Here is a 24,952-nt window from a genome sequence, read left to right as displayed (position 1 = left end):
ATGGAGCACCATGCGCCGTCCTGTGATCAAAGCGCCACTGAAGTACGCGCCAGTGAAGTTTGCCGCAGCGCTTGTTTCCGTCGCTGCCGTATTTGCGGCAGCGACGTCCTGTTCGCCTACGCCTGAGGCCACGGTGAGCAAGACCCTGAAGATCGTTTATCAGAAGAGCGACTCGTTCACGGCCCTGGATATGGTCATGCAGGACGCAAAAACGGAATTCGAAGCGTCCAACAGCGGTGTGACAGTGGACCTCCAACCCATCCAGGCCAACGACGACGACTACGGGACCAAATTAGCCTTGGCCCAGCGGTCAGCTGATACGGCACCTGACGTTTTCTATGAGGACACCTTCAAGGTGCGTTCCGACGTCGACGCCGGGTACCTGCTCAAGCTGGACAGTTACCTTGAGAAATGGGATGACTGGAAGTCGTTCAACGACGCAGCCAAGGAGGCCGGACGTGCGGACGACGGCGGTATTTACGCGGTCCCGCTGGGCACCGATACCCGGGCAATATGGTACAACAAGTCCGTCCTTCAGAAGGCTGGAATTCCGGTGCCGTGGCAACCAAAGACCTGGGACGAGATCCTCACGGCCGCCCGCGCCATCAAGGCTTCTGATCCCCAGGTCATCCCTTTCACCATGTACGCAGGTAAGGGGACCGGCGAGGGCACGGTCATGCAGAGCTTCTACGAACTGCTGTATGGCACTGACAGCAGTTTGTATGACAGGGACCAGAAGAAATGGGTGGTGGGTTCCCAAGGGTTCAGGGACTCCCTGGCTTTCCTCAAAACCCTCTATGACGAGAAACTGGCCGTGAGTCCTGCCGAAGCCCTGGACGCCAACGTCTGGAAGAAGGTTTTTGGCGAGTGGTTCCCGCAAGGCAAACTGGGCGCAACCGTGGAGGGTTCCTATTCGCCGTCGTTCTGGCAGAAGGGCGGCGCCTATGAGTGGGCCGGGTACGAGCAGAAGATGGGGGTCGCGATGTTCCCCACCCAGAAGGGACAGGATCCTGGAGGTGTGAGCATGTCCGGCGGTTGGGCACTGGCTGTGGGGGCGAAGAGCAAGAACCCTGAGCTCGCCTTCAACTTCCTCACCACGGCGCTGAACAAAAAGAATGCGCTTGCCTTCGACGTCAATAATTCCCAGATCGCCGTGCGTACGGATGTGGCATCGGATCCGGGATACTTGGCGGCCAACCCGTTCGTGAAGGACGTTTCAGAGCTGGTGAAGGTGACGCACTACCGGCCCGCGACGGCCGATTACCCCAGAATTTCCACAGCCGTCCAGGTAGCTACGGAATCTGTGATCACCGGTAAGCAGAGTCCTGAGGAAGCAGCAGCTGAATACGATGCCACCGTTCGGAAACTGGCAGGTGAGGACAAGGTTCTGGAGAAATGAGAATTCGCCGCTTCCTGCGGCTGCTGCCGGTATTTCCTGCCGTTCTTCTGCTCCTGGTGTTCCTGCTGGCTCCTGTGGCGTGGTCTTTTTATGCGTCATTCACGGACGCCGCGTTGTCCGGTAAGGCTGCCAGGGATCCGCAGTGGGTGGGAGCAGACAATTACGTCCGGATGTTCAGCGATGATGACTTTCCTTTCTCCGCCTGGCTCACGGTGGTGTTCGTCGTGGCTTCCGCAGTGCTGGGCCAGAATGTGCTGGGTTTACTCATTGCCCTGCTGATGACCCGTTCGCGCAAGGCAGTGGCAGCGTGGGTGGGTACTGCAGTGGTGGCGGCCTGGGTGCTTCCGGAGATCGTGGCGGCTTTTGCCGCTTACGCCTACTTCAACCGGGACGGGACGCTCAACCAGGTAGTGGGCGCCTTGGGAGGTGAGGGGCCGGATTGGTTGTATTCCTTTCCCTTGGTGGCAATCGTGCTGGCGAACACGTGGCGTGGAACTGCGTTTTCCATGCTGGTTTACCGTGCGGCGTTGGCTGATGTTCCCCGGGATGTGGCGGAGGCTGCGCTCATGGATGGAGCGCGCGGCTGGCAACGCCTCGCGTTCATCACGCTTCCGCTGATCCGGAGCAGCATTGCCACTAACTTGATGCTGATCACCCTTCAGACGTTGGCAGTGTTCACCCTCATCTGGGTGATGACTGCAGGTGGTCCGGCCAATGCCAGTACCACGTTGCCCGTGTTGGCCTACCAGGAGGCCTTCAAGTTCGGTGACATCGGCTACGGCACAGCTGTGGCGTCTGTACTGATTCTGCTGGGAATGGTTTTCGGCGCGGTGTACGTGAGGCTGCTACGGGAGCAAAAGACATGACTACCAAGGCGAAGCTGGGCGCGGACGTCGCCCTTGCGGTGATCGGGGTGTGCTTTGTTGCGCCCCTGCTGTGGTTGCTGTTGGCTTCCGTTGATCCTCAGGCCGGCTACCAGACCAAAGTTCCTGTGGCGCCGTCCACTGAGAATTTTCGAGCGGTGATGACTCCTGAGTTGTTGTTCCAGCCCTTGGCAAACAGTTTCCTGTTATCGGCGGGCACTGCTGTGGTGAATGTGCTTGCAGCTGTGCTTGCCGCCTACCCTTTGTCCAGGTATCAGTCCAGGTTCAACAAGCCCTTCCTGTACACGATTCTCTTTGGGACATCGCTCCCCGTGACGGCCATCATGGTGCCGGTCTATGGCCTGTTTGTTCAGCTGCAGTTTCTGGATTCAATGGCGGCGACCATCTTTTTCATGGCCACCACAACTTTGCCCATGGCGATATGGATGACCAAGAATTTCATGGATTCGGTCCCTCGTGAGTTGGAGGAAGCGGCATGGGTGGACGGTGCATCGACGCTGGCGGCGCTGCGGAGCATCGTGTTGCCGCTGATGCGGCAAGGACTCGGAGTGGTGTTCATCTTCGTTTTCATTCAGGCGTGGGGGAACTTCTTCGTCCCGTTCATCCTGTTGTTATCCAGCGCTAAGCAACCAGCCGCTGTCTCAATCTTCAGCTTCTTTGGCCAGCACGGTGCAATTGCGTACGGCCAACTGGCCGCGTTCTCCATCCTGTATTCGGTCCCCGTGCTGGTGCTCTACGCGCTGGTATCCCGTGGCATGGGAAATTCGTTTGCCCTGTCCGGTGCTATGAAGGGTTAGCTTTCTGTCAGTCGATGTCCTCGATGATCTCGCCATACGGTATGGACTCGTCCAGGTGGGCTTGATGTCCGGTAGGGCCCCTGTTGAAAGTGATTCGTACGCCGTGCCGCTGGTCTGCTGCGGATTGGAGCAGGACCGGCCGTACGGCGTCGATGACATGCTGGTCCTGGGAAGCGAGGTAGTTCTGATAGGCGGCTGGTAGCTGATGCATGGCAAAAGGATAGACCTCCAAAGTCCACATGGGGAGGGGTCCCCATTGCCACGCTGCTTCAGGAAGGCTTGGATAGAGTGGCCGTTTCACATCAACGCCAGCGAGGGGACCACGAGTGCAACAGATCACAGCCATGGCCGGAATCGACGCACCGGATATGGCCCGTGCCCAGCAACTCGTGGGTAGCATCGTCCGCAGCTTCGAAAACAAAGTGGTAGGCCAGGCCAGGCTGCGTGAGACATTGGTTATCGGCTTATTGACCGGCGGCCATGTGCTGTTGGAAAGTGTTCCCGGTCTGGCTAAGACCACAGCGGCCCAAGCCATAGCAGAATCGGTCAGTGCGGAGTTCCGCCGGATACAGTGCACGCCGGACCTGCTGCCCAGCGACATCGCAGGCACGCAGATATTCGACGCCGCCAAGGGGACATTTGTCACGCAGCTGGGGCCGGTTCACGCAAACATAGTTCTGTTGGACGAGATCAATAGGTCCAGCGCCAAGACGCAAAGCGCCATGCTGGAGGCCATGCAGGAGCGTCAGACCTCCATTGGGGGTGAAACCTATCCTTTGCCGCAGCCCTTCCTGGTGCTCGCGACGCAGAACCCCATTGAGCAGGAGGGGACGTATCGTCTTCCCGAAGCACAGATGGACAGGTTCATGCTCAAGGACGTTCTTGACTATCCGAGCCCTGCGGAGGAAGCGGAAGTCATCCGCCGGATTGACTCCGGCGTTTTCAGTGCAGAGCAGAAGCCTCCGGCCGCTGCTTCCCTTGACGCCGTGGTCCAAGTCCAGGAACTCGTGCGCCGGGTATATATAGATCCCGCAATCGTCCGGTACATCGTCGGACTCGCCTATGTCACCCGTAACGCTTCCCAGTACTTGGAGCCCCGGCTGGCTAACGTGGTGGAATTCGGGGCCAGCCCGCGGGCGAGCATAGCCTTCAGCCAGGCAGCCCGCGCCATGGCGCTGCTCAAGGGGCGTGACCACGTCATTCCCGAGGACGTCAAGAACCTTGCGCATCGGATCCTGCGTCACCGCATCATCCTCGGATTCGATGCCGTGGTGGAGGAAATCTCCGTGGAGACCGTGATCGATGCCGTGGTGGCGTCCGTGCAGACGCCGTAGCGGGGCCCGGACGTGCCCAGCCTCCTCCGACGCGTTAAATCGAAGATGTTCATCTTCGCCCACCGTAGGACACTGACCCTTCTGGACGGCGAGTACGGTTCGGTCTTCAAAGGCCGCAGCCTGGACTTCGATGAACTCCGCGCATATGTCCCTGGTGACGAGGTCCGCGACATCGATTGGAAGGCCACGGCACGGCACGGATCCCCCCTTGTGAAGCGCTACGTTGCAGTCCGCCGGCACACAGTCCTTCTCCTGGTGGACACCGGGAGGAACATGGCCGCACAGGCATTGTCCGGGGAAACCAAGAAGGACATCGCCGTGCATGCGGCCGGAGTGCTGGGTTACCTGGCTTCCCGGCACGGTGACGACGTAGGTCTCCTGCACGGGAACGCCACAAGGTCCACGTACATCCCGCCCCGCAGTGGTGAGGAGCATTTGGAACGGCTGCTCCGCGAAGTGGATGCGAGCGCTTCCCTGGACGGACAGGCCAGTGGGATCGCCGAGCAGCTGGACTATGTGTTGCGGTACCTGAAGGGGCGTTTGCTCATCGTCGCCGTGGCGGACGAGTTCCTTCCGGACGCCCGCACGGAGACCTTGATGCGGAGGCTGCGCGGCCGGCACGAGGTGCTATGGCTGACAGTCTGCGATGCCGAGCTCGCCGCCGAACCCGGGAACCGGATGCAGGAAAGCACGGATGTGGGCACCGGGCAAGGAATTCCCCTGTCCTTGGCCGTGGATCCCACGGTACGTGCCGCCTACGCAGCGGCAACGCTGGAACGCGAGCGGCGGCGTCAGGATGTGTTCTACCGGCTGGGAATCGCCGAGGAACAAACCACGGGCAGCGAGGACGTCCTAGGTTCAGTCTTCGCTCTCCTCGAAAAGCACCGTTCCCGCGCCTTCACGGCAAGGACCCCTACCAAGGGCGGTAGCCGTGCAGGATGAAGCGGGCTTCTATTCGCCCCTGCAATACCAACCGCAATGGTTATGGCTCGGGCTTATGCTCGTGATCCTCATCGGAGCCTGGTACGCCTGGGTTCTCTTCTCGGACCGTAAGAAGGCTCCCGTCCGCCAAGACGCGCCGGTCCGCCAAGTTCCTGACCTGGACACGTTACGAGCCGCCTGCCTGTCTGCAATCGAGGCCACCTCAGCGGACGCCGACGCCGGTCGCCTGACGGAGCGCGACGCGCACCAGAGGCTCAGCTTCCTCGTGCGGGAGTTCGCCGGAGCGGCCACGGGCCTGCCTATGACCTCCATGACCCTCCAAGACCTCCAGCGCCACGAATTCAAGGAGCTGGCGGCAGGAATAGCCGGCATCTATCCCAACGAATTCGCGCCCCTGCCGATCCACTCCGTGAGCCAATCCGCAGAAGCAGCACGTCAGGTGGTGCTCGCATGGAACTGAGCTACTGGTGGATACTTCCCCTGGCCGCAGCAGCGGTGACAGTCACCGCGTGGCTGTCCCGCCGTCGTCGTGCCCCACAGACCAGGCCCATCGCCCACGGTGAGCGGCTCACTGACCTCCCCGAATACCAGCAGGCGATACGCCGGCACCGTACACGCCTGGCGCTCGCCGTGGTGTTGGGCGCCGTATTCCTCGCCGCCACCGCCACAGCCGCGGCAAGACCGGTCCACCGCACAACAGAGCAACCGGAAATCAGGAACAGGGACATTGTGCTGTGCCTTGACGTGTCCGGGTCAATGACCAGCACGGATGCCGCCATCGCAGCCGTTTTCGAAGACTTGGCCAAGGAATTCGATGGCGAAAGAATAGGCATGGTCATCTTCGACAGCAGCAGCGTGCAGCTTTTCCCGCTCACCGACGACTACCAGTTCGCCGCCGAACAACTCACCAACGCCAAGGAAGCCTTGGACAGCGGAGCCGGGTCCTTCTTTGACGGTACGTGGAACGGGGAAGGCTCCTCGCTCATAGGCGACGGGCTGGCAAGCTGCGTGCAGAGCTTCCCCGGCACTGACGCAGGGGAGCGCTCGCGATCCGTGGTCCTGGCCACGGACAACTTCCTTTCCGGAGAACCGATCTTCACCCTGGACGAAGCCTCGGCCCTGGCCGCCGAGAAAAAGGTGAAGGTGCACGCGCTCAACCCCGGCGACATGGACTATGGCGGGCAACCCGATCAGCCGGGGGCCCAGCTCAAAGCAGCAGCCCAACGAACCGGCGGCACCTACTTCACTTTGGATAGCCCGGACGCAGTTCAGGGCATCGTCCAGAAAGTGCAGGAAACCGAAGCTACAAGCTACCTTGCAGCGCCGCGGGTAGTGATTGCAGACGCCCCTGACTGGCCATTGGGCGTTGCACTGATTGCCGGTGCGGGGATGCTGCTGCTCGGTTGGCGGCTGGAACCATGACCTTCGCCCCCATCGTTCCGTGGCCCCTGCTGGCCCTGGCCTTCGCAGCCTTGCTCGGTTTCACGACTTGGACCTACGTGCGTCGTGAGTCAACCCGGCCGCGGCGGACCTCTAAGCCTGCAGCCCTGCGCGGTGCCGCCGTCGTCCTTCTGCTTCTTGCCGCTCTACGTCCCGGTTGGGCTGGAGGCCAAGCCCAAACCGGCACCGCAGACATGGACGTGTTCTTCGTCGTGGACACCAGCACCAGCATGGCCGCAGAAGACTACAACGGAACCAGCACCCGGCTTTCAGGAGTCCAGCAGGACGTCATGGCCATTGCCAAGGAACTGGCCGGAGCCAAGTTTTCGCTCATCACCTTCGATAACAAAGCCAACGTCCGCATGCCCCTCACACAGGATGCAACAGCCCTGCAAACCGCCATGGCAACCCTGCAACCACAAAACAGCAGGTACGCCAAAGGAAGCAGCGTCACCGGTGCGGCCCAACTCCTGAAAGACAGACTCAAAGCGGCAAATCAGCAACACCCAGGGCGCCCCGCACTGGTCTTCTACGCCGGCGACGGTGAGAACACCAGCGCGGAAGCGCCGGCTCCCATGAACGCCGGCAATGTGGCCGGGGGAGCAGTACTCGGGTACGGTACCGGGCGGGGCGGGAGAATGAAGGAAACCTCCACCCCCGATACCGCGTACGTGCAGGACAAAACCTCCGACACCCCGCAGGACGCCGTCTCACGAATCGACGAAGGACAGCTGCGCGCCATCGCAGACCAGCTCCACGTTCCCTACGCCCATAGGACAGGCACCGAGCCAACCTCGGACATGCTGAGCCAGGCCCGCCCCGGCACCATGACCGCAATGACCCCCGACGGTCCGGGCCGCGTGGAACTCTACTGGCTGCTCTCCCTGGCCGCTTTCCTTCTGGCGATCAACGAACCTTTGCGGCACTTCACCGCCCTCCAATCGCTTCGGCCCGCCGTGCGGAAGGGGACCACCCCATGAACGGACACAACGCACGACGGCGGCGAAGCAGGCTGGCGCTCTACTCAGCACCACCTGCGCTGCTGGCGCTCGCTGTTGCGGCGAAGCTCCTGAGCGTTGGTGTCCTTGGCGCCTCTGCCGGGCAGTCCTTCGACGCCGGGGAGCAGGAGGGGGTGGCCGGTGCGGCGTCGTGGTTGCAGGTAGCAAACCTGGTGGAGCCACATAAGGGACTTTTCGCCTCCGGTGATGCCCATGTTCTTGCGGGAGACTTTGCCGCCGCGCGGGAGGACTTTGAAGCGGCGTTGGAGGCCGGCCCTGGTATGGACGAATGCAGGGTGCGAGTCAACCTTGTGTTGAGCATCGAGAAGCTGGGGGATGCGGCCGGGGAGCCGGAAGTAGCGGCCCGCTTGTTCAGGGAGGCCAAGGCCGGGGTAGAAAGCGCACCGCCGCAATGCCATGCTGTGGGTCCGGCTAACTCCGCAGGTGAGGGTGAGAACCTGGATGCGGCCCGGGATCGTCTCAACGGAAAGATCTCAGCGGGTGAGTCGCCGCGCAACGATCCATCCACGTCCAACCCGGATACCCGGACTTCCCCTAACGAGGAGCAACTCCGGCAGCTAGAGGAGAACGCCAAGCAGGCCCAGCTTGAACGTTCGGAGGGTCAGGAACGGGGCGAGTACCTGCGGGGGCCGGACAAAGCCCCGGGGGTGGACCGTCCGTGGTGAGTTGTTACACGACGTAGTTACGACTCCCAGAGAATTTCGTCGTCCACCACGCCGTCCTCGTCAGCTGCAGCCACCAACAGTTCGTCGGTGAAGTGTGATCCGAGGGTGAAATCCAGTACGAAGTATCGTTCCGGCTGGCCGGGATAGATGGCCACGTGGCCAAGCTTGAGGGCTTTCAGGAAGACGTCGTTGGTGAGCTGGCCTTTGTCTTTGACGCCGAAGACGGATTGGAGTTGCTCTTCCTTGAGCTGCGAACAGTGAAAATGGAGGAACTGTTGGGGGTTGGTGCCGTCCTGGTCCAGTTCGTCGGCGATCATTTCCCTGACTTGGTCCACGAGTTCGGGCAGGAAGCGCAACCTGTAGTCCACCTTGCGCATGGCCGCCTCATCGAAGTGATCGTGCGCAGTGACGTTGAGGTCCAACTCAAGCTGGTTGCCGCCAAGTTCGTGTCTCGCAACGAAGCAATGTTCACGCCCGTGGTTGAGCTCGATCTCCCCAAAATGTTTGCTCGCTACCTTGCCCATGTGATCAATCTAACCCCATCAACCGGCGGGTTCCAGCACTTCGCTCCAATTCACCCTTTGGGGTTCCGGCCCTTGACAGGAGCGGATTTCAGGGGGTGGAGGCCACTCTTTCCCGAGGTGTCCCTCAGGGTGTCAGCGAGCAGCTGTGTGAACAACTGCACTTGGGCTGTCCTCTTTTCATTGATGAGAAGAGCGAAGACGTTCCGGGCCAGGCGGATGTCCGGAACATCAAGAACTACGACGCCGGGTGGCCGGTTGCGCAGCGCCAGTTCCGGTACCAGCGATGCCCCCAGGCCGGCTGCGGTCATCTCCAGGCTGGCATGGAAGTCATCGCTGTAAGCCACCACGCGGGGGTGCAGGTTGCAGCTGGCGAAGAGGCGTTCGATGACCAGGGCATCGCTGGTGCCGGGGTGGTGGACGATCCATGGCATGTCCGAGAGGTGAGCCGCTTCGATCTCGGCGTCCTCCCGGATTTTCCATGATGCGGGCAGCACCACCCGGAAGTCGTCGTCGCCAATCCACTGGCGCTCCAGCGAATGCGGCCACGCCAAACCGGATTGCCCCACCTGATAAACCAATGCCACATCCAGTTCGCCGCCGGTGCGAAGTCCTTGGATGGTCTGGGCCGGTTCGGCCACTGAGACGCGGAGCTCAATGCCCAGTCTCTTCCACCGATCGTTCCGGAGGATCTCCGGCAGTACATAAGTGGCGAGGCTGGGGAAAATACCCAGTCTCAGCTCCTGGGCGGGGGAGTCGTTGGTCCTTGAAGCCGCGGCCATGAGAGCTTCGACGTCGGTCAGCACCTTGGACGCGTGCCGGGTCATGGTCACCGCGGCCTCGGTGGGAATGACGCTGCGGGCAGAGCGTTGGAAGAGTTCGACGCCGGTATCGCGTTCCAGCGCGGCCATCTGTTGGGACACTGCCGACGCTGTGTAGCCGAGCTGGGCGGCCGCTGCGGCGAAGGAACCCAGCCGGGTGACCTCCATCAACGTGCGGAGATGGAGAAGGTTGACCATCAGGCGATTTTAGCTGTTCGCCACGCCACATTTTCAAACTGTCACGACACGCCGTATCCGGGCGACACGCTGAAGATTAAATGTGGCTAAGTAGTCCACAGGGTGTGGATGACATCTCTCAATTTCGCGGAATCACGGACATTTTGAGGGCCCTTGCCTGTGGACGAGCGGTGGATTGAATGACATACTTGTAATACATCATCTTGGGGTTCCAGTTCGGCGCTTGCACTACATGTAGTATCGATTTACGGATTGAGCGGGAAACCAGCACAAGACAAAATCAGAGCGTGTTGGCTGTCACGGCAGCCCGCGGGCCGGTATCGGATTCAGTAATAAAGTTCCGGTTGAGCCCGCCAGATACGAAGAGAATCAGACTTCAACTTAGGGGACAGGGATCATGACCGTAACGGTTTACACGAAGCCGGCCTGTGTTCAGTGCAACGCAACCTACCGAGCACTCGACAAGAAGGGCATTGCCTACCAGAGTGTGGACATCTCCCAGGACGCCGAGGCCCTCGAGCGCCTCAAGGCACTGGGTTACCTGCAGGCGCCGGTTGTCGTCACCGAGCAGGACCACTGGTCTGGTTTCCGCCCGGACAAGATCGAGGAACTGGCCCAGGCCGTTTCCTCCGTGGCCTAAGTTTTATTCAAACTTCGCCACCACATCACACTAAGAATTCCTATGTAGTAGAGGTGACTCCCATGGCACCGCTGGCAGCGGCACCCGTACGCGATGCTGCGGAAGCTGTGACCACGAGGAGTCACCTCATCTACTTTTCCTCGACCTCCGAGAACACCAAACGATTCGTCCAGAAACTGGGTATGGATGCAGCACGCATCCCGCTTTATGCCCAGGACGCTCCGCTTCAAGCTCTGGAACCCTTCGTCCTCGTGCTGCCTACTTATGGCGGGACAAACGGCGAAGGTTCCGTGCCAAAGCAGGTCATCAGATTCCTCAACGATCCCAGGAACAGGGAACTGATCCGCGGTGTTATTGGAGCAGGAAACACTAATTTCGCGGACAACTATTGCGCGGCAGGCGACATCGTCTCCGTCAAGTGCAACGTGCCGCATCTTTACAAATTTGAACTCATGGGAACGCCGGAAGACGTTCAGCGGGTCAACGAAGGGCTGGAAAAGTTTTGGACACAACTGTCGCAGAAACAGAAGTAACCGGGGGCGCTGTGGACACGGTCAAGAAGCCGCTGCCTGAGGCCTTCAAGGGCTTGGGTTATCACGAGCTCAACGCCATGCTGAACCTGTATGGCCCCAACGGCGAGATCCAGTTTGAAGCTGACCGTGAAGCTGCGCACCAGTACTTCCTGCAGCACGTGAACAACAACACGGTGTTCTTCCACGACCTGGAAGAGAAGCTCGACTACCTGGTGAAGAACCAGTACTACGAGCGCGAAACCCTCGACCAGTACACGATGAACTTCATCCGCGATCTCTTCAACCGCGCGTACAAGAAGAAGTTCCGCTTTGAGACATTCCTTGGCGCTTTCAAGTTCTACACGTCCTACACGCTGAAGACTTTTGACGGCAAGCGTTTCCTGGAGCGCTACGAAGACCGCGTCTGCATGGTGGCACTGCACCTGGCCCGCGGCGACGAAGACCTGGCCAACCGCCTTGTTGATGAAATCATCGACGGCCGCTTCCAGCCGGCTACCCCCACGTTCCTCAATGCAGGCAAGGCACAGCGCGGCGAGCTCGTCTCCTGCTTCCTGCTCCGCATCGAAGACAACATGGAGTCGATCGCCCGCGCCATCAACTCCGCGCTTCAGCTCTCCAAGCGTGGCGGCGGTGTAGCTCTCTCGCTCACCAACATCCGTGAGCACGGCGCCCCGATCAAGCAGATCGAGAACCAGTCCTCCGGCGTTATCCCCGTGATGAAGCTCCTCGAAGACAGCTTCTCCTACGCCAACCAGCTTGGTGCCCGCCAGGGTGCAGGTGCCGTGTACCTGCACGCCCACCACCCGGACATCCACCGCTTCCTGGACACCAAGCGTGAGAACGCTGACGAGAAGATCCGCATCAAGACGCTCTCCTTGGGTGTTGTGGTTCCGGACATCACGTTCGAGCTCGCCAAGAAGAACGAGGACATGTACCTCTTCTCCCCGTACGACGTGGAGAAGGTCTATGGTGTTCCGTTCTCCGACATTTCGGTGACCGAGAAGTACTACGAGATGGTTGACGATTCTCGGATCAAGAAGACCAAGATCAGCGCCCGTGAGTTCTTCCAGACCCTCGCGGAGATCCAGTTCGAGTCCGGCTACCCGTACATCATGTTCGAGGACACCGTGAACCGGGCTAACCCGATCGACGGCAAGATCACCATGAGCAACCTGTGCTCAGAGATCCTGCAGGTTTCCTCGCCGTCCATTTACGCCGAGGACCTCAGCTACGAGACCGTGGGCAAGGACATTTCCTGCAACCTCGGTTCCATGAACATCGCCAAGACCATGGACTCGCCGGACTTTGGCCGCTCCATCGAGACGTCCATTCGTGCCCTCAGCGCCGTGTCCGACATGTCCTACATCAACTCGGTGCCGTCCATCGCTCAGGGCAACGCCCAGAGCCACGCAATCGGCCTTGGCCAGATGAACCTCCACGGCTACCTTGCCCGCGAGCACGTCCACTACGGTTCCGAAGAGGGCCTGGACTTCACCAACATTTACTTCTACACGGTGCTGTTCCACGCTCTGCGCGCTTCCAACCGTCTCGCCATTGAGACCGGCCAGAAGTTCGGCGGCTTCGAGAAGTCCACGTACGCATCCGGTGAGTTCTTCGACAAGTACACCGAGCAGGAATGGGTTCCGGCAACGGAGCGCGTCAACGAGCTCTTCGCCGGCCACCATATCCCCACCCAGGATGACTGGCGCGAGCTGAAGGCTTCGGTCATGGAGCACGGTATCTACAACCAGAACCTCCAGGCTGTACCGCCTACCGGTTCCATCAGCTACATCAACAACTCCACGTCCTCCATCCACCCGGTGGCCGCCAAGATCGAAATCCGCAAGGAAGGCAAGATCGGTCGCGTCTACTACCCGGCTCCGTACCTGACCAACGACAACCTGGAGTACTACCAGGATGCCTACGAAATCGGCTATGAGAAGATCATCGACACCTACGCCGCTGCCACGCAGCACGTGGATCAGGGCCTGTCCCTGACGCTGTTCTTCAAGGACACCGCCACCACGCGGGACATCAACAAGGCGCAGATCTACGCATGGCGCAAGGGCATCAAGACCCTCTACTACATCCGTCTCCGCCAGCTCGCGCTGGAAGGGACTGAGGTTGAGGGCTGTGTTTCGTGCATGTTGTAACCGAAATCGGTTGATTTCTGCGGCGATTGCCGCTGCAAAAACTAAAGAGTACGACGGCGGGTCACCACCCGCCGTCGTAGGCTTACCTCAAGAACACCATCGCTTAAGGGGATGACATGACCGAGAAGGTCAAGCTGCTGACACACGTCGAGGCCATCAACTGGAACAAGATCCAGGACGATAAGGACGTGGAAGTCTGGAACCGCCTCGTCAACAACTTCTGGCTGCCGGAGAAGGTGCCGCTGTCCAACGACGTTCAGTCGTGGCACACGCTGACCCCGGAAGAGCAGCAGCTCACCATGCGCGTCTTCACGGGCCTCACCCTGTTGGACACCATCCAGGGTACCGTTGGCGCTGTTTCGCTGATCCCGGACGCCATCACCCCGCACGAAGAAGCCGTGTACACCAACATCGCCTTCATGGAGTCGGTGCACGCCAAGTCCTACTCGTCCATCTTCTCCACCCTGTGCTCCACCAAGGAGATTGACGACGCCTTCCGCTGGTCCCTCGAAAACGAGAACCTGCAGAAGAAGGCTCAGATCGTCATGGATTACTACCAGGGCGACGATCCCCTGAAGCGCAAGGTCGCCTCCACTCTGCTGGAGAGCTTCCTGTTCTACTCGGGCTTCTACCTGCCCATGTACTGGTCTTCACGGGCCAAGCTCACGAACACGGCTGACCTCATCCGCCTCATCATCCGCGACGAGGCCGTGCACGGCTACTACATCGGCTACAAGTTCCAGAAGGGTTTGGAGAAGGTTTCCGAGGCCCGCAAGCAGGAAATCAAGGACTACACGTTCGAGCTCCTGTTCGAGCTCTACGAAAACGAAGTCCAGTACACGCACGACCTCTACGACGGCGTCGGCCTGGCCGAGGACGTCAAGAAGTTCCTGCACTACAACGCCAACAAGGCCCTCATGAACCTCGGCTATGAGGCCATGTTCCCGGCATCCGTCACCGACGTGAACCCGGCCATCCTGTCGGCCCTGTCCCCGAACGCCGACGAGAACCACGACTTCTTCTCCGGCTCGGGCTCCTCCTACGTGATCGGCAAGGCCGTCAACACGGAAGACGAGGACTGGGAGTTCTAAATCTTCACCTTGCTGTCGGTTCTTTCAGGGCCCCTCCCGCTTCGGCGGGAGGGGCCCTATTTTGTTGTCGCTCGCGATCCGCCAACAATTGGGAGCTCCGTCACGTTCTCCCGAAATGAAGCACTTCCTGTATGACGACGGATTCAGACTCTGTGGCGTCGTTGACCACCATCAATCGCGAGCACGTGAGCTAGATACGTGACGGTTCGTAAGGGCGTTATCATTCTGGATCAGCTAAGTCCCAAAGTCCTTGTCCGCGTTATGGAAGAGGCAGAGGCATACCGAGGCCGCCTACTGAAGAGGACACTGGCGCATCTGCTCGTCAGCATCGTGGTCTGGCTTTTCGTTTGGATGGCGTCACTGAACGTGGACATGTCCTACAACCCGATCTTAAGGCGGATCCCTGGAGCTTCGGTGTTGTCGGGCTTCGGACTGCTGGCCACTCTAGTAGTGGCCGTCCAGCTTCAGGCACGATCCTTGAAGATCACTGACAAAAGGAAACACCCTGGCCCGGTTGAATTCCTAGATATGGCGTGCCGGGTTATTTCCCTTGCTGCTACAGGCCTGATGATGGTGTCCTTCGGGCAGTCTTTTGATTTCGGTTCATGGCCAAACCCTCCGCGTTTCGATGCTGTTCGCGGCCTCGGGTCTTTGGCCCTCGGCGGGCTTCTATCGCTGTTCGCCAGTGATGCTGCAGAGCACTCTAAGTTGGTTGACACCACGGCAGATGCTTACCTATGGAAACTTGTTCGCGAGAAGAAATCGGTACTCAGAGCCTTACCCCGGAGAAGGGTCGGCGCCCCCCGCCGACCCACTTGCCACGTTGTCATAATGTTTGCCATTTATCCGGTGTCCAGTGGCATTGTGGCAGCGTCGCTGGCGGGTGGGAAGGCGTTCATTCCAACTGTGGTCATCACCGCCGGCCTGGCATTTCTGGCTGTAGACCGGCTAAGCAAAATCTGTGTCCTTTGGTACAACAAGCAGTGGTGGTCAGTGACGGGAAGTGTGGCCATGGGCATACTCCTGTGGGCGATTTTCACGAGTCCGTTTATGGTGGCTGCGCTGGATATGGCCGCGGGGGGTCGCTGGGGGGTAAAGGCCACAGAGATCCTCGGCGGCTTGTTCCAATTTCTGGCTTTCTATATGGTGCTGACAGCTTTCCCCTTTTACGCTGGCGCATGGATGTGTTATTCGTCTGCCCGAGGCCGGGGTCTGGTCCTTGAAGTCGCGGTGCGGAAAACTCTGAGACAACTTCTGGCGCTTAGAAGGCGAACCGCCCTTCATACAGGTGCTGCTTCAAAGGAGCGTCCGATTGGTGGACCCGTCATGAGGATCCTTTCGGGCATGACGAGACGAGCGCCCATAATCGCGCTGGCTGCAACCGGGGTTATCTTCGTCTTAGGGGTGAGCTGGCTTGTAGTTTTTGGCCCCGGCACCGTCTCGGAACTGTTTCCTGGGCAATGAGTGGTCCTGTTCCCCAAGCGTCAGTAGAACTTGCATCATTCAGGAGGTATCGGCGTCCATAGGCTGGTGCCCGGGTAGGGGTGGAGCCTTGGATTGGTAGGTGTGCCCGGTGGGGGTGCGGATTTCCAGGGTGTGCACGTCGGCCTGTACTGCACGGGTGGTCCAGCCGGGGTTTTCCTTGGTGTGATTGCATGCTTCGCACAGACCAGCCCCGTTTGCGAGGTTCGTTTTCCCTCCTGAACGCCACGGAACCACATGGTCTGTGTGCCGGATGGGCGCATCACAATACGGCGTCCGGCAAGTGTCATCACGGGTCTCAATGAATCGCCGCAGCCTTGCCGGGAAGAACCGGGCCTTGGAATCCGTTGCCAGGAGCTCTCCGGTGCCCGGCGCGGTGTAGAGCCGACGGAGCCAGACATCGAACTCCTGGTCTTGGGCCGACTGTGATGTCTGTATTGCTCCTAAGCTGTTTGCTGTCGGCGGTGCGGCTGCCACTGGTGCGGGGGCGGTTAGCTCGGGACCGGCGTGCCTGACGTCAGCCACCGGCACGGAGCATTCGGCGGGCGCTGACTTTTCGGCCTGCCCTGAGCTTCCTTTTGGCCCCAGGCCGAGAAGTTTCCTTCCCCACTCTGCCGGGACGATTCCATATCCCTTGAGCCGGGCCGGTTCACTATCGCCCTGAAAGAGCGTCCGGTCGGTCATGACAAGATCCAGGTTGATCCCAGAAAACCCACCCGGCGTGCCGGTAACCCGTTCAACCAGAGTGTCGGCCATGACCTGGCCACGGGTCGGGGCTACTCCACCAGACCCGACACCCCCGCCAGTGCCAGCACCACCTGTGGAACGGGCAGTATCAGCGGCCCGGGACAACGCGGCATAAGCCGCCACCCCCTGAGCTACCGGCAACAGCGCCGTCAGGTATGTCATGGTGTCCGGCGCCGGACGCAAACTCACCGTCCGCTCAGCAGCGGCACGGCTGGCACGACCCACCACCGACCGCGGATCACGCCGATACGCAGCAGCCTTCACCGCCGCAACAATCGCCTTATCACCCTTGCCATCAAAAGTCCCGGTATCGGCGGCGAGTTCCTCATCCACCGCGCACCGGTCCTCAACAGACAAACACGCCGTTTCCCTCACCAGCAGCGTGGCGCGCCATTCATTCAACTGCCCCGACCGCAGAGCCGTCAACGTCCGCGGCATCTCCACCACCAGCGCCTTCGCAAAACCCAGCAACCTCGACCCACGGTTCGGGGACTCCCGCCTCGCCAACGCCACCTGAGCCCCCACCCCTTTACCTTGGTCAGAGGCGGGAACGCCTTGCTGTGCCTGCTCCTGCCTCTGGGCCAGGTCAAAGGCAACAGCGATCTTGGCCTGCAAACTCGAGATAGCTGACTTCATATCTTCAAGCACCCGCAACTGCTGGATCAGATCACCACTGACGGTGCCCGACAGAACGAACCCTCCGGAGGTGGCAGGAAGACGCGCAGCGGAAACCGCCGCCTCCACTTGCCTTTCCCGAATCCGCTCCATGTCATAACTCTGGCAGGGGGCACTGACATTATTAGAGTCTCATTCCCGGGGAGGTGGCGACAGATCCGGCACTGAACCATCTCACCCTTGCTCACGTCTTCACATCAAGGGAGGATCATCACATCGTCGGGAGGATCGCCGTGGTGCAGCTGGAGAAGTTCGAGAAGTACTTGATCGAAGAGTTCTACGATGACTACCGCTCGGGAGAGATGTCGCATAAGACATTCACCCGGCGGGTGGCGTTCATCATGGGAAGCATGTCGGCTGCAGGGGCGGCCATGGCCTTGGTGGGTTGCACGCCGGAGGAGGTTCCCAAGACCACGGACCCGATGCCCACGCCATCGACCACGTCGTCGGCGGCTTCTCCGGGGAACACCGTGAACGCCACTACCGCGGTTCCCAACGCCAAGAGCCCGTTGTCCGTTCCAGAGGGCGCGGCGGGTCTGGTTACTGCCACAGTGAAGTTCGACTCCGGCGGGACGGAGATCAGCGGTTACCTCGCCCGGCCTGAGGGAAGCCAGAGGGGCCCAGGCGTGTTGATCTGCCACGAGAACAGAGGCCTCACCCCGCACATCCAGGATGTCGCACGGCGTTTTGCCAAGGAAGGGTATGCGGCGTTGGCACTGGACCTCCTCAGCAGGGAGGGCGGGACAGCGTCGATGGACCCGGATGCCGTCCCGGGCGCTCTGACGCAGGCGGGTGCCCAAAGGCACGTGGGTGACTTTAAAGCCGCCTTTGAGTACCTCAATGGCCAGGGTTATGTGGAGGAGGGCCGGATCGCGATGGTTGGCTTTTGCTTCGGTGGCGGGATCACGTGGCAGGCGTCAACAGAGATAGGCGGGCTCAAGGCCACATCGGCCTTCTATGGCCCCGCACCGGACTTGACCAAAGTCCCCACTCTCAAGCCGGCTGTGTTCGGTGTCTACGCCGAGAAGGATGCCCGCATCACCGGCTCCATGCCTCAACTCCAAGAGGCGCTGGATAAAACCAACGTCAAGCACCAGCTCAAGGTGTACCCCGGCGTTGACCACGCCTTCCACAACGACACCAGTGAACGCTACGTGGAGGCCCAAGCCACAGCAGCCTGGAACGACACCCTGGCTTGGTTTAAGGACAACGTCTAGGGGACCCTGCCCGAGAACTCAACGCTGCAAGCGCGCAGCCTCACTAGCCAGCTCGGCCTCCAAGGTCTCAATACTGGGCAGGCTCGCCACCAATTCGTCGGGCAAGGAATCCGCGAGGGAGGTCCGCCACTCTGCGATGCCCACGGGAGCGTTGAACCCACGCAGTGCATACTCGGCCACCACGCTGTTCTTCTCCTTACACAAAAGCAATCCGATGGTGGGCTTGTCGTCCGGGTGCGCCAGGAGATCGTCCACCGCAGCCATGTACATCCCAAGCTGGCCCAGGAACCCGGGTTCGAACTTCACGGCCTTGAGCTCTATCACCATGTAGCAGCGCAACTTCAGATGGTAAAAGAGCAGGTCCGCGAAGAACTCGTCGCCGGCAATCTCCAGCCGGACCTGCTCGCCCACAAAGGCGAAACCCTGGCCCAGCTCCAACAGGAATTTCTCCACATGCTTCACCAACTGCAGCTCCAGGTCCCGTTCAGTGTGCCGGTCACTCATGGACAAAAAGTCAAAGACGTAGGGGTCCTTGGTTGCCTGCTGCGCGAGATCCGAATCTGCAGGGACCATAGTGGCCGCAAAGTTGGTGATTGCTTGGCCTGATCGCTCATGGAGACGCGTTGAAATCTGGTGCGTCAGCACGTTGCGCGACCAACCGTGTTGGGCCGCTGCCGATGCGTACCAAAGGCGAGTGGCGGCGTCGTCGAGCTTTTCCAAGAGTGCGATCTGGTGGTACCAGGGCAATGTTGCAAGCGGCGCTTGCAACATTGGGAAGTCCGGCCAGGCTTGGGCGAAGCTCTTCATGTACCTCAGGTTTCTAGGGGAGAAGCCCTTCGCGTCCGGGAACCGGGTGCGGATGTCGGCGGACAGCCGGGTGACTACTTTGGCACCCCAGCCTTGCTCGGATTCACGTTCGGCCAGCTGCCGGCCAATGCTCCAGTAGGAGTTCAGCAACTCACTGTTGGCGGCCGCCAGAGCCCGGGTCCTGCCGACGCGGACCTGGTCAGCCACCGTGTTGAGCAGTGTGGGGTACCAGTGAGGCATGGACGAGGCCGCCGGGACACCCGGAAATGATGCCTCGGTGGCGAGCTCTTGGGACGGCATGTTGCTCCTGTCGATTGCTGGTGGCACCACGCTATGGGAAGGCACTGACAAAATAGACGGGTGAGTGAAGCCGGTGAATTCGTGGACTACACACTGCAGATGGAGTCCACCTGGGAGAAAGCTGCAGAGGCCAGTGAGCGTTTGGGCGGGACCTTGAAGGTGTATGGCGCGTCGGTGGGCGCAGTACGGGGAACCGTGAGGGACATGCTCAAGCGGTACAAAACCCTGGACCATGACGACGTTACTGCCTTGAGCTCGGAGTTGTGGGCTGAGCCTGTGTTCGAGAGGCGACTTGCAGCAGTGGTTCTGCTGCAGACCAAAGTCAGCGTTCTGGTCAACACGGACCTCACCCGTATAGAGGGTTTCATCAGGCAGTCCGGGACACGGGAACTGGTGGATCCCCTCGCCAAAGATGTGGTCCGCCCATTAATGGACCGGCTGGAAGGCCTCGCTAAAGAACGCGCGGAACGCGTATTGGAGCGCTGGGCCGCTGATCCGGACGCTGAACTGCGGCACGCAGCGGCTTTGGTGGTAGGCGCCGCGACCCCTTGATAAGCACCAACGACGCGCCTACTCTTTGCCTCACCACAGGCCAGTGAATTGAGAGGCAGGTTCGTTGATGAAATCGCTGTGGTTGGACCGGGAATCCCGCTTCATGTCCGACTCAATTCCCGAAGGAAAGCACTTTGACACCATAGTGGTGGGCGCGGGGCTCACCGGTATGGTGGCTGCCCTGCTGTTGTCCAGGTCCGGGCAGCGCGTGGTGGTCTTCGAAGCCAGGACACTCGGCGCTGTGACCACCGGTAACACCACCGGTAAGTTAAGCCTCCTCCAAGGAGGAGCCCTTTCGGCCTTGCGCGGCCAGTATTCGCTGAAGGTGGTGCAGGCCTATGTGGAGGCCAATAAGTCCGGCCAAGCCTGGCTGACGCAGTATATGGAGCAGCAGGGCATCCCGTTTCAACGCCGGACCGCGGTCACCTTCGCAACCACGGACGACGGCGGCCAGCGGCTCCGCAAGGAGGCTGCGGTTTCGCGGGACGCAGGTTTGGACGTCCACTTCAGCCGTGACGCCGGGCTGCCGTTCCCCATAGTGGAGGCTTTGGAACTCGAAGGCCAGGCCCAGATTCACCCCATGGATGTGCTGGAAACCCTTGCCAGGGACATTCGAGGCCATGGCGGCCTCATTGTCGAGGGCATGCAGGTGGAGAACGTAGCTTCCGGGCAGCCTATGGAGGTCTCCACGGGCAAGGGCACTTTCACTGCAGACACTGTGGTGATAGCTACGGGCACCCCAATCCTGGACCGCGGACTGTATTTTGCCAAGCTTGAGCCCAACCGCTCCTATGCGGCTGCGTTGAAGGTCCCGGGCGATCTTCCGACGGGCATGTATCTGTCCATCGATTCACCTACCCGCTCGCAGCGCACCCACCCTACACCCGAGGGAGAGCTGCTCCTGGTCGGTGGTTATGGGCACACGGCGGGCCGGGCGACATCACCTAAGTCGCATTTGGATGACCTGCTGGGGTGGGCCACCCGGCACTACCCCGGAGCAGAGGTCACCCATACGTGGTCGGCTCAGGATTACCAAGCCACCAACCTGATGCCGTTCTTCGGCAAGCTTCCTCGTGGCCACGGACGCATCTTTTTCGGCACCGGCTACAACAAGTGGGGGATGAGCAACGGGGTAGCGGCAGCCCTATCCATCACCTCGGACATCCTGGGCGGCCAATCCGATTGGGCCACCACCATCCATCACCGCGTCACCTCGCCCCAAGGAGCGCTCCAAGCCGTGCGGTTGAACGCGAGCACCACCAAGCGAATGGTGGAGGACAGGGCAAGAATCAAGGCCAATCCTGACATCACGGATCAAACGCGTCCAGCCGAAGGAACCGGCGTTGTGGGGCTGTACAAGGGTGAACCAGCCGCAGTGTCCACCGTGGACGGCAACGTTTGCATGGTTTCGGCCAGGTGCTCACACCTGGGTGGCATCGTGACGTGGAATGATGCCGAAAAATCGTGGGACTGCCCTCTGCACGGTTCGCGCTTCACCCCCGAGGGCAAATATCTTGAGGGTCCTGCAACCCATCATTTGCAGGAGTCGCCGGTCAAGAAGAAGGACTAGCTCAGCCGATCGATGCGCCGTTGGGCTTGATCGGCGGCGCGGCGTTGCTGGGTTGCGGCCCGCACGGCCCGTTTCTTTTCTGATTCCGCGGATTCTGCATCACGGGTGACTCCAATGAGCTCGGCTTCAAGGGTTGCCAGACGTTTCTTGAGGTCTTCAATGTCGGCTTTGAGTTTGGTTCGGCGATCAGCCAGTGCATTGACGGTGTCCCACGCTTCGGATGCTGCCGCTTCTGCTTCCCTGGCCGTTTGGTCGGCGACGTCGAACTCGCTGCGGGCCTCTTTCAGTGCTGCTTGCTGCTTGGCGGCCCGCCGATCGGCCAAGGACGTCGCTTCTTCCTTGGAGGACTTCTGTTGCGGTGCCTTCCCCTTGGGCGGAATGTCTTGGGACGTCGGAGTGCTCTTGGCGTGTGGTGGGGGCACCTTCTTGACTGATCTCTCGACTGATCGCTCTTGTGTAGCTTCGGTCGCTTCGTCATCGGGACCTGCCGCAGCTATTGCTCCTGCAAGGTCCACTGCTTCGAAGCCGCTGCCGCTGAGCCCTCTGACCAGCCTGCCCGTTCGTACCGCGGCGGCTGCCCCGGCATCGGCCATGGCCGCCCTGAAAGTCTGCTCAACATCGGACGTTGCGGCCGCGCTCAGTGGAGCCCCCAGCTCTGCAGCGAGATCCCTGGCCGAATGGACGGCTGTTGTCAGCTGACTTTGGCGTTGCTGCCCGAGTTCACGGAATGCTTCGGTGTCCTGCTCCTCCTGGGCGCCTCGTAACGAAATGCCAAAACGTACGACGCCGTCAATTACCTCGGGTTTGTGAACGGTCAGGATGTTGATGGCCCAGGCTCCGGCAGCCGGCTTGGGAAGGCTGCCGATCTCTTGAGCCAAGTCTTTTTGCCCGGCGTCCTTCGCTTTGCGCACCAGAGCAGTACGTTCCGCCGTGAATTCACGAGGTGTCACGGCGTACAGCTCCTGGGCGGCGTCGCGGAGGTCCATGGAATCATCCTAGGGTTTGACCGTAGGAGTCCGGGACCTGGTCTTCAGCGAAGCGCTGCTTAGGGTAGCCTAAGTCGAGTGGATCAGATCATGAGTTTGCCCTTCGGCGTCGCACTCGCAGCGCTCTTCGCGATTGTCATGATCCGTGTCAACGTTACTTATTGGATCGGGCGGGGGGCCATGGCCGGGTTCGCACATACCCGCTTCGGTGGTTCTTTGGAGCGGCCCAAAGCTGCCCGCGCCCAGGCGCTGATCCAGCGCTGGGGCCCGTACGCCGTCGTACTGTCTTTTCTGACTGTTGGCCTCCAAACTGCCATTAACCTCGCAGCCGGTGCCGCCCGTATGCCACTCCGACGATATTTGCCCGCAGCTGTGGCGGGTTCTGTGATCTGGGCCCTGCTCTACGCAACCATTGGTCTTGCCGCTCTGGAGGCATGGTTGGCGGTAGCCGCCGCATCACCTGGTGGAGCTGCTGTGGGCGTGGCGGTCCTGGTGACCGCCATTACGTGGGTTGTTGTGTTCCGTCGGCGTCGGGCAAGGGCCACATCAGCGGATACAGTGGTCTGAGTTCTACAGCTGGATCGGCGAAAGGCCTGGGTTGACTACTGCATTACCGGAACTGGCGGACGGCGACTTTTACTACGAATCACTGGGTGGGGGCCGCTACCGGTCCACCCTTCACGCCCAAGGTGCCTGGAATCCCCACGAACAACATATGGCTCCGGCGTCGGGCATCATCGCAGATGCCTTGGTCCGCCATGAGCCACGGAACGACGTTCGCCTGGCGCGGATCAGCTATGAAATCCTCGGGCTGATTCCCGGCGGTGAATTCCAGGTCACCACCTCGACGCTGAGGCCGGGAAGGACCATTGAACTCCTTCAGGCAGAGCTTTCGGCAGGGGGTCGCGTGGCTATCCGTGCCGCCGCGTGGCGCATGATCACCAGCGACACCAGCGCCGTGGCCGCGGTGGAGGATGAGTCCATGCCGGCCCCTGATGAATGCAAGCCATGGGATGGGGCGAGCGTGTGGCCCGGCGGTTACATCCGGTCTTTGGAGATGCGCATCGCTGAGGGACACCGTCCTGGTTCAGGCAAGGTTTGGATCCGGACGTCTCATCCGCTGACGAACCACAACGACAGCTCTGATGTGGCCCGCCTGTTGGGGCTGGTGGACACCGCGAATGGCATAGCCGCACGCGTTCCTCCGGGTGAAAACAGCTACATTTTTCCTAACGTGGATCTTCAAATCCATATGTATCGCGCTCCGTCCGGTGAATGGCTGGGTCTGGATAACAAGGTCTCTTTCGGAGCGGACGGCATCGGCCTGACCTCCACTGTGCTCCATGACCTCAACGGACCCTTCGGGCGGGCCGAGCAGATCCTGACCCTGAGGAAAAGCTGATGAGCGGGTTGGAAGCAGAGGCCCGCCAGCTCACTGTCTACCGCCAGAAGGAATCCATGGGTGCGGCTGCGGACCTTGATTTCGCTTTGGAGCTGCTTCAGCATGCCCGTAACGGAAATCTGGGCCCGTCCCTTCGCCTGTATCGACCACAGCCCACGGTTGCTTTCGGTCAGCGCGACGCCAACTTGCCAGGGTTTCAGGCTGCGGCAGAGGCGTGCCGGGAGCTGGGGTTCGAGCCGCTCATACGCAAAGCCGGAGGCCGCGCCGCTGCTTATCACCAAGGGACCTTGGTCATTGATCACATTGAGCCTCACCCTGACGCGCTCGTTCGCGCCAAAGCCCGTTTTTCCGAGTTTGGTGAGCTGCTGGCCGGAGCGCTGAGAAGCGTAGGCGTTCATGCCGCCGTCGGTGAGATTCCCGGTGAATACTGTCCGGGGGAGTTTAGTGTCCACGGCGAGGACCCCGATTTCCCTGCACACCGCATCAAACTGATTGGTACAGCCCAACGTGTGGTTTCCGGCGGGTGGTTGTTCAGTTCGGTGATTGTGGTGGAGGATTCCAAGCCCATTCGTGAAGTCCTGGCGGCGAGCTACGCGGCGCTTGGGTTGGAGTGGGATCCTGCCACTGCTGGTGCGGCCAATGACCTGCTCCCGCACCTGGATGTTCAGTCGGTGGAGGATGCCGTTGTTGAGGCTTACCGCGGGTACGCGGAAGTTCTCGACGGCGACTTCCGCAGCCTAGTGGGGTAGGGGCGTCAGCCCGTACCCCACTATTTGC

Annotated in this window: 26 protein-coding genes; 20 read left to right on the top strand and 6 right to left on the bottom strand. The window is 60.6% G+C overall.

Annotated elements, in window-relative coordinates:
* Nucleotides 1–10 precede the first annotated feature (10 nt).
* The 3 genes from LDN70_RS12015 to LDN70_RS12005 are packed head-to-tail and all read left to right on the top strand — an operon-like array spanning nt 11 to nt 3,080.
* Nucleotides 11–1,399, top strand: a complete 1,389-nt coding sequence (locus tag LDN70_RS12015) for an extracellular solute-binding protein (protein ID WP_223940416.1) — start codon at nt 11–13, stop codon at nt 1,397–1,399.
* Complete coding sequence (locus tag LDN70_RS12010) at nt 1,396–2,265, top strand: carbohydrate ABC transporter permease (RefSeq protein WP_142939020.1); 870 nt, start codon at nt 1,396–1,398, stop codon at nt 2,263–2,265. The genes LDN70_RS12015 and LDN70_RS12010 overlap by 4 nt, the downstream gene beginning before the upstream one ends.
* Complete coding sequence (locus LDN70_RS12005) at nt 2,262–3,080, top strand: carbohydrate ABC transporter permease (protein ID WP_223940415.1); 819 nt, start codon at nt 2,262–2,264, stop codon at nt 3,078–3,080. The genes LDN70_RS12010 and LDN70_RS12005 overlap by 4 nt, the downstream gene beginning before the upstream one ends.
* 7 nt (nt 3,081–3,087) lie before the next feature.
* On the opposite strand, the gene LDN70_RS12000 is transcribed toward LDN70_RS12005, so the two are convergent.
* On the bottom strand, nt 3,088–3,291 hold the full coding sequence (locus LDN70_RS12000; protein ID WP_374206998.1) for a hypothetical protein: 204 nt from the start codon (nt 3,289–3,291) through the stop codon (nt 3,088–3,090).
* Between the two features lie 115 nt (nt 3,292–3,406).
* Here LDN70_RS12000 and LDN70_RS11995 point away from each other — a divergent pair, with 115 nt between their 5' ends.
* From LDN70_RS11995 to LDN70_RS11970, 6 genes are read left to right on the top strand one after another with little or no spacing between them, the layout of a single operon-like run.
* Nucleotides 3,407–4,414 carry an AAA family ATPase gene (locus tag LDN70_RS11995; RefSeq protein WP_142939023.1) on the top strand — a complete coding sequence of 336 codons (1,008 nt, stop codon included), beginning with the start codon at nt 3,407–3,409 and terminating at the stop codon, nt 4,412–4,414.
* A gap of 12 nt (nt 4,415–4,426) precedes the next feature.
* A complete protein-coding gene (locus LDN70_RS11990) occupies nt 4,427–5,356 on the top strand; it encodes a DUF58 domain-containing protein (protein WP_223940414.1) in 930 nt (309 codons plus the stop codon).
* Nucleotides 5,346–5,816 carry a hypothetical protein gene (locus LDN70_RS11985; protein ID WP_142939025.1) on the top strand — a complete coding sequence of 157 codons (471 nt, stop codon included), beginning with the start codon at nt 5,346–5,348 and terminating at the stop codon, nt 5,814–5,816. Before LDN70_RS11990 ends, LDN70_RS11985 begins: the two co-directional genes overlap by 11 nt.
* The gene (locus LDN70_RS11980; protein WP_223940413.1) at nt 5,807–6,778 is read left to right on the top strand and encodes a VWA domain-containing protein; all 972 of its coding nucleotides are present in this window, start codon (nt 5,807–5,809) and stop codon (nt 6,776–6,778) included. Before LDN70_RS11985 ends, LDN70_RS11980 begins: the two co-directional genes overlap by 10 nt.
* Nucleotides 6,775–7,776: a vWA domain-containing protein gene (locus LDN70_RS11975; RefSeq protein WP_223940412.1), complete on the top strand. Its 1,002-nt coding sequence runs from the start codon at nt 6,775–6,777 to the stop codon at nt 7,774–7,776. The genes LDN70_RS11980 and LDN70_RS11975 overlap by 4 nt, the downstream gene beginning before the upstream one ends.
* Entirely contained in the window at nt 7,773–8,480 is a 708-nt protein-coding gene (locus LDN70_RS11970) for a hypothetical protein (RefSeq protein WP_223940411.1), read from the top strand. The genes LDN70_RS11975 and LDN70_RS11970 overlap by 4 nt, the downstream gene beginning before the upstream one ends.
* A gap of 17 nt (nt 8,481–8,497) precedes the next feature.
* Here LDN70_RS11970 and LDN70_RS11965 read toward each other — a convergent pair whose 3' ends face one another.
* Both LDN70_RS11965 and LDN70_RS11960 read right to left on the bottom strand, forming a co-directional pair.
* A complete protein-coding gene (locus tag LDN70_RS11965; RefSeq protein ID WP_142939029.1) occupies nt 8,498–9,004 on the bottom strand; it encodes a DUF2004 domain-containing protein in 507 nt (168 codons plus the stop codon).
* A gap of 50 nt (nt 9,005–9,054) precedes the next feature.
* Complete coding sequence (locus LDN70_RS11960) at nt 9,055–10,020, bottom strand: LysR family transcriptional regulator (protein WP_142939030.1); 966 nt, start codon at nt 10,018–10,020, stop codon at nt 9,055–9,057.
* A 397-nt stretch (nt 10,021–10,417) separates the two neighbouring features.
* On the opposite strand from LDN70_RS11960, the gene nrdH reads away from it, so the two are divergent.
* The 5 genes from nrdH to LDN70_RS11935 all read left to right on the top strand — a co-directional run bounded on the left by nrdH (nt 10,418) and on the right by LDN70_RS11935 (nt 15,901).
* A complete protein-coding gene (gene nrdH, locus LDN70_RS11955) occupies nt 10,418–10,660 on the top strand; it encodes a glutaredoxin-like protein NrdH (RefSeq protein WP_142939031.1) in 243 nt (80 codons plus the stop codon).
* 62 nt (nt 10,661–10,722) lie between these two features.
* Nucleotides 10,723–11,193 (top strand): class Ib ribonucleoside-diphosphate reductase assembly flavoprotein NrdI, encoded by a 471-nt coding sequence (nrdI, locus tag LDN70_RS11950; protein ID WP_223940410.1) that lies wholly within the window; start codon nt 10,723–10,725, stop codon nt 11,191–11,193.
* Between the two features lie 32 nt (nt 11,194–11,225).
* The gene (gene nrdE, locus LDN70_RS11945) at nt 11,226–13,346 is read left to right on the top strand and encodes a class 1b ribonucleoside-diphosphate reductase subunit alpha (RefSeq protein WP_214814948.1); all 2,121 of its coding nucleotides are present in this window, start codon (nt 11,226–11,228) and stop codon (nt 13,344–13,346) included.
* Between the two features lie 116 nt (nt 13,347–13,462).
* Nucleotides 13,463–14,437, top strand: coding sequence for a class 1b ribonucleoside-diphosphate reductase subunit beta (gene nrdF, locus LDN70_RS11940; protein ID WP_166840537.1), 975 nt, complete (start codon nt 13,463–13,465; stop codon nt 14,435–14,437).
* 198 nt (nt 14,438–14,635) lie between these two features.
* A complete protein-coding gene (locus tag LDN70_RS11935; protein ID WP_223940409.1) occupies nt 14,636–15,901 on the top strand; it encodes a hypothetical protein in 1,266 nt (421 codons plus the stop codon).
* Nucleotides 15,902–15,940: 39 nt separating this feature from the next.
* Here the strand turns inward: LDN70_RS11935 and LDN70_RS11930 are convergent, their stop codons facing one another.
* The gene (locus LDN70_RS11930) at nt 15,941–17,434 is read right to left on the bottom strand and encodes an HNH endonuclease (protein ID WP_502773741.1); all 1,494 of its coding nucleotides are present in this window, start codon (nt 17,432–17,434) and stop codon (nt 15,941–15,943) included.
* Between the two features lie 140 nt (nt 17,435–17,574).
* On the opposite strand from LDN70_RS11930, the gene LDN70_RS11925 reads away from it, so the two are divergent.
* Nucleotides 17,575–18,558, top strand: coding sequence for a dienelactone hydrolase family protein (locus LDN70_RS11925; protein WP_223940408.1), 984 nt, complete (start codon nt 17,575–17,577; stop codon nt 18,556–18,558).
* A gap of 18 nt (nt 18,559–18,576) precedes the next feature.
* Here the strand turns inward: LDN70_RS11925 and LDN70_RS11920 are convergent, their stop codons facing one another.
* Nucleotides 18,577–19,665 (bottom strand): PDDEXK nuclease domain-containing protein, encoded by a 1,089-nt coding sequence (locus LDN70_RS11920; protein ID WP_223940407.1) that lies wholly within the window; start codon nt 19,663–19,665, stop codon nt 18,577–18,579.
* Between the two features lie 60 nt (nt 19,666–19,725).
* Here LDN70_RS11920 and LDN70_RS11915 point away from each other — a divergent pair, with 60 nt between their 5' ends.
* Both LDN70_RS11915 and LDN70_RS11910 read left to right on the top strand, forming a co-directional pair.
* Nucleotides 19,726–20,217 (top strand): DNA alkylation repair protein, encoded by a 492-nt coding sequence (locus LDN70_RS11915; protein WP_142939037.1) that lies wholly within the window; start codon nt 19,726–19,728, stop codon nt 20,215–20,217.
* A gap of 67 nt (nt 20,218–20,284) precedes the next feature.
* Nucleotides 20,285–21,787, top strand: coding sequence for an FAD-dependent oxidoreductase (locus LDN70_RS11910; protein ID WP_223940406.1), 1,503 nt, complete (start codon nt 20,285–20,287; stop codon nt 21,785–21,787).
* On the opposite strand, the gene LDN70_RS11905 is transcribed toward LDN70_RS11910, so the two are convergent.
* Nucleotides 21,784–22,773 (bottom strand): hypothetical protein, encoded by a 990-nt coding sequence (locus tag LDN70_RS11905; protein WP_223940405.1) that lies wholly within the window; start codon nt 22,771–22,773, stop codon nt 21,784–21,786. The genes LDN70_RS11910 and LDN70_RS11905 overlap by 4 nt on opposite strands.
* A gap of 78 nt (nt 22,774–22,851) precedes the next feature.
* On the opposite strand from LDN70_RS11905, the gene LDN70_RS11900 reads away from it, so the two are divergent.
* The 3 genes from LDN70_RS11900 to LDN70_RS11890 are packed head-to-tail and all read left to right on the top strand — an operon-like array spanning nt 22,852 to nt 24,924.
* Nucleotides 22,852–23,340 carry a DedA family protein gene (locus tag LDN70_RS11900; protein WP_223940404.1) on the top strand — a complete coding sequence of 163 codons (489 nt, stop codon included), beginning with the start codon at nt 22,852–22,854 and terminating at the stop codon, nt 23,338–23,340.
* Between the two features lie 31 nt (nt 23,341–23,371).
* The gene (locus LDN70_RS11895) at nt 23,372–24,175 is read left to right on the top strand and encodes a thioesterase family protein (protein ID WP_223940403.1); all 804 of its coding nucleotides are present in this window, start codon (nt 23,372–23,374) and stop codon (nt 24,173–24,175) included.
* The gene (locus tag LDN70_RS11890; protein ID WP_223940402.1) at nt 24,175–24,924 is read left to right on the top strand and encodes a lipoate--protein ligase family protein; all 750 of its coding nucleotides are present in this window, start codon (nt 24,175–24,177) and stop codon (nt 24,922–24,924) included. Before LDN70_RS11895 ends, LDN70_RS11890 begins: the two co-directional genes overlap by 1 nt.
* Nucleotides 24,925–24,952 lie beyond the last annotated feature (28 nt).

Origin of the sequence: Arthrobacter sp. StoSoilB22 (assembly GCF_019977315.1) — a bacterium.
Lineage (GTDB): Bacteria > Actinomycetota > Actinomycetes > Actinomycetales > Micrococcaceae > Arthrobacter.
The sequence above is the reverse complement of the archived record's forward strand: the minus strand, read 5'-3'. Positions and strand labels throughout refer to the sequence as shown.

What these genes read in the sequence shown, in the direction of transcription:
- LDN70_RS11920 (WP_223940407.1), bottom strand. Translation starts at nt 19,665, where the DNA reads ATGCCGTCCCAAGAGCTCGCCACCGAGGCATCATTTCCGGGTGTCCCG.
- LDN70_RS11930 (WP_502773741.1), bottom strand. Translation starts at nt 17,434, where the DNA reads ATGGAGCGGATTCGGGAAAGGCAAGTGGAGGCGGCGGTTTCCGCTGCG.
- nrdF (WP_166840537.1), top strand. Translation starts at nt 13,463, where the DNA reads ATGACCGAGAAGGTCAAGCTGCTGACACACGTCGAGGCCATCAACTGG.
- LDN70_RS12000 (WP_374206998.1), bottom strand. Translation starts at nt 3,291, where the DNA reads ATGCATCAGCTACCAGCCGCCTATCAGAACTACCTCGCTTCCCAGGAC.
- LDN70_RS11980 (WP_223940413.1), top strand. Translation starts at nt 5,807, where the DNA reads ATGGAACTGAGCTACTGGTGGATACTTCCCCTGGCCGCAGCAGCGGTG.
- LDN70_RS12015 (WP_223940416.1), top strand. Translation starts at nt 11, where the DNA reads ATGCGCCGTCCTGTGATCAAAGCGCCACTGAAGTACGCGCCAGTGAAG.
- LDN70_RS11910 (WP_223940406.1), top strand. Translation starts at nt 20,285, where the DNA reads ATGAAATCGCTGTGGTTGGACCGGGAATCCCGCTTCATGTCCGACTCA.
- LDN70_RS11890 (WP_223940402.1), top strand. Translation starts at nt 24,175, where the DNA reads ATGAGCGGGTTGGAAGCAGAGGCCCGCCAGCTCACTGTCTACCGCCAG.
- LDN70_RS11970 (WP_223940411.1), top strand. Translation starts at nt 7,773, where the DNA reads ATGAACGGACACAACGCACGACGGCGGCGAAGCAGGCTGGCGCTCTAC.
- LDN70_RS12005 (WP_223940415.1), top strand. Translation starts at nt 2,262, where the DNA reads ATGACTACCAAGGCGAAGCTGGGCGCGGACGTCGCCCTTGCGGTGATC.
- nrdI (WP_223940410.1), top strand. Translation starts at nt 10,723, where the DNA reads ATGGCACCGCTGGCAGCGGCACCCGTACGCGATGCTGCGGAAGCTGTG.
- LDN70_RS11965 (WP_142939029.1), bottom strand. Translation starts at nt 9,004, where the DNA reads ATGGGCAAGGTAGCGAGCAAACATTTTGGGGAGATCGAGCTCAACCAC.
- LDN70_RS11960 (WP_142939030.1), bottom strand. Translation starts at nt 10,020, where the DNA reads ATGGTCAACCTTCTCCATCTCCGCACGTTGATGGAGGTCACCCGGCTG.
- nrdH (WP_142939031.1), top strand. Translation starts at nt 10,418, where the DNA reads ATGACCGTAACGGTTTACACGAAGCCGGCCTGTGTTCAGTGCAACGCA.
- LDN70_RS11905 (WP_223940405.1), bottom strand. Translation starts at nt 22,773, where the DNA reads ATGGACCTCCGCGACGCCGCCCAGGAGCTGTACGCCGTGACACCTCGT.
- LDN70_RS12010 (WP_142939020.1), top strand. Translation starts at nt 1,396, where the DNA reads ATGAGAATTCGCCGCTTCCTGCGGCTGCTGCCGGTATTTCCTGCCGTT.
- LDN70_RS11975 (WP_223940412.1), top strand. Translation starts at nt 6,775, where the DNA reads ATGACCTTCGCCCCCATCGTTCCGTGGCCCCTGCTGGCCCTGGCCTTC.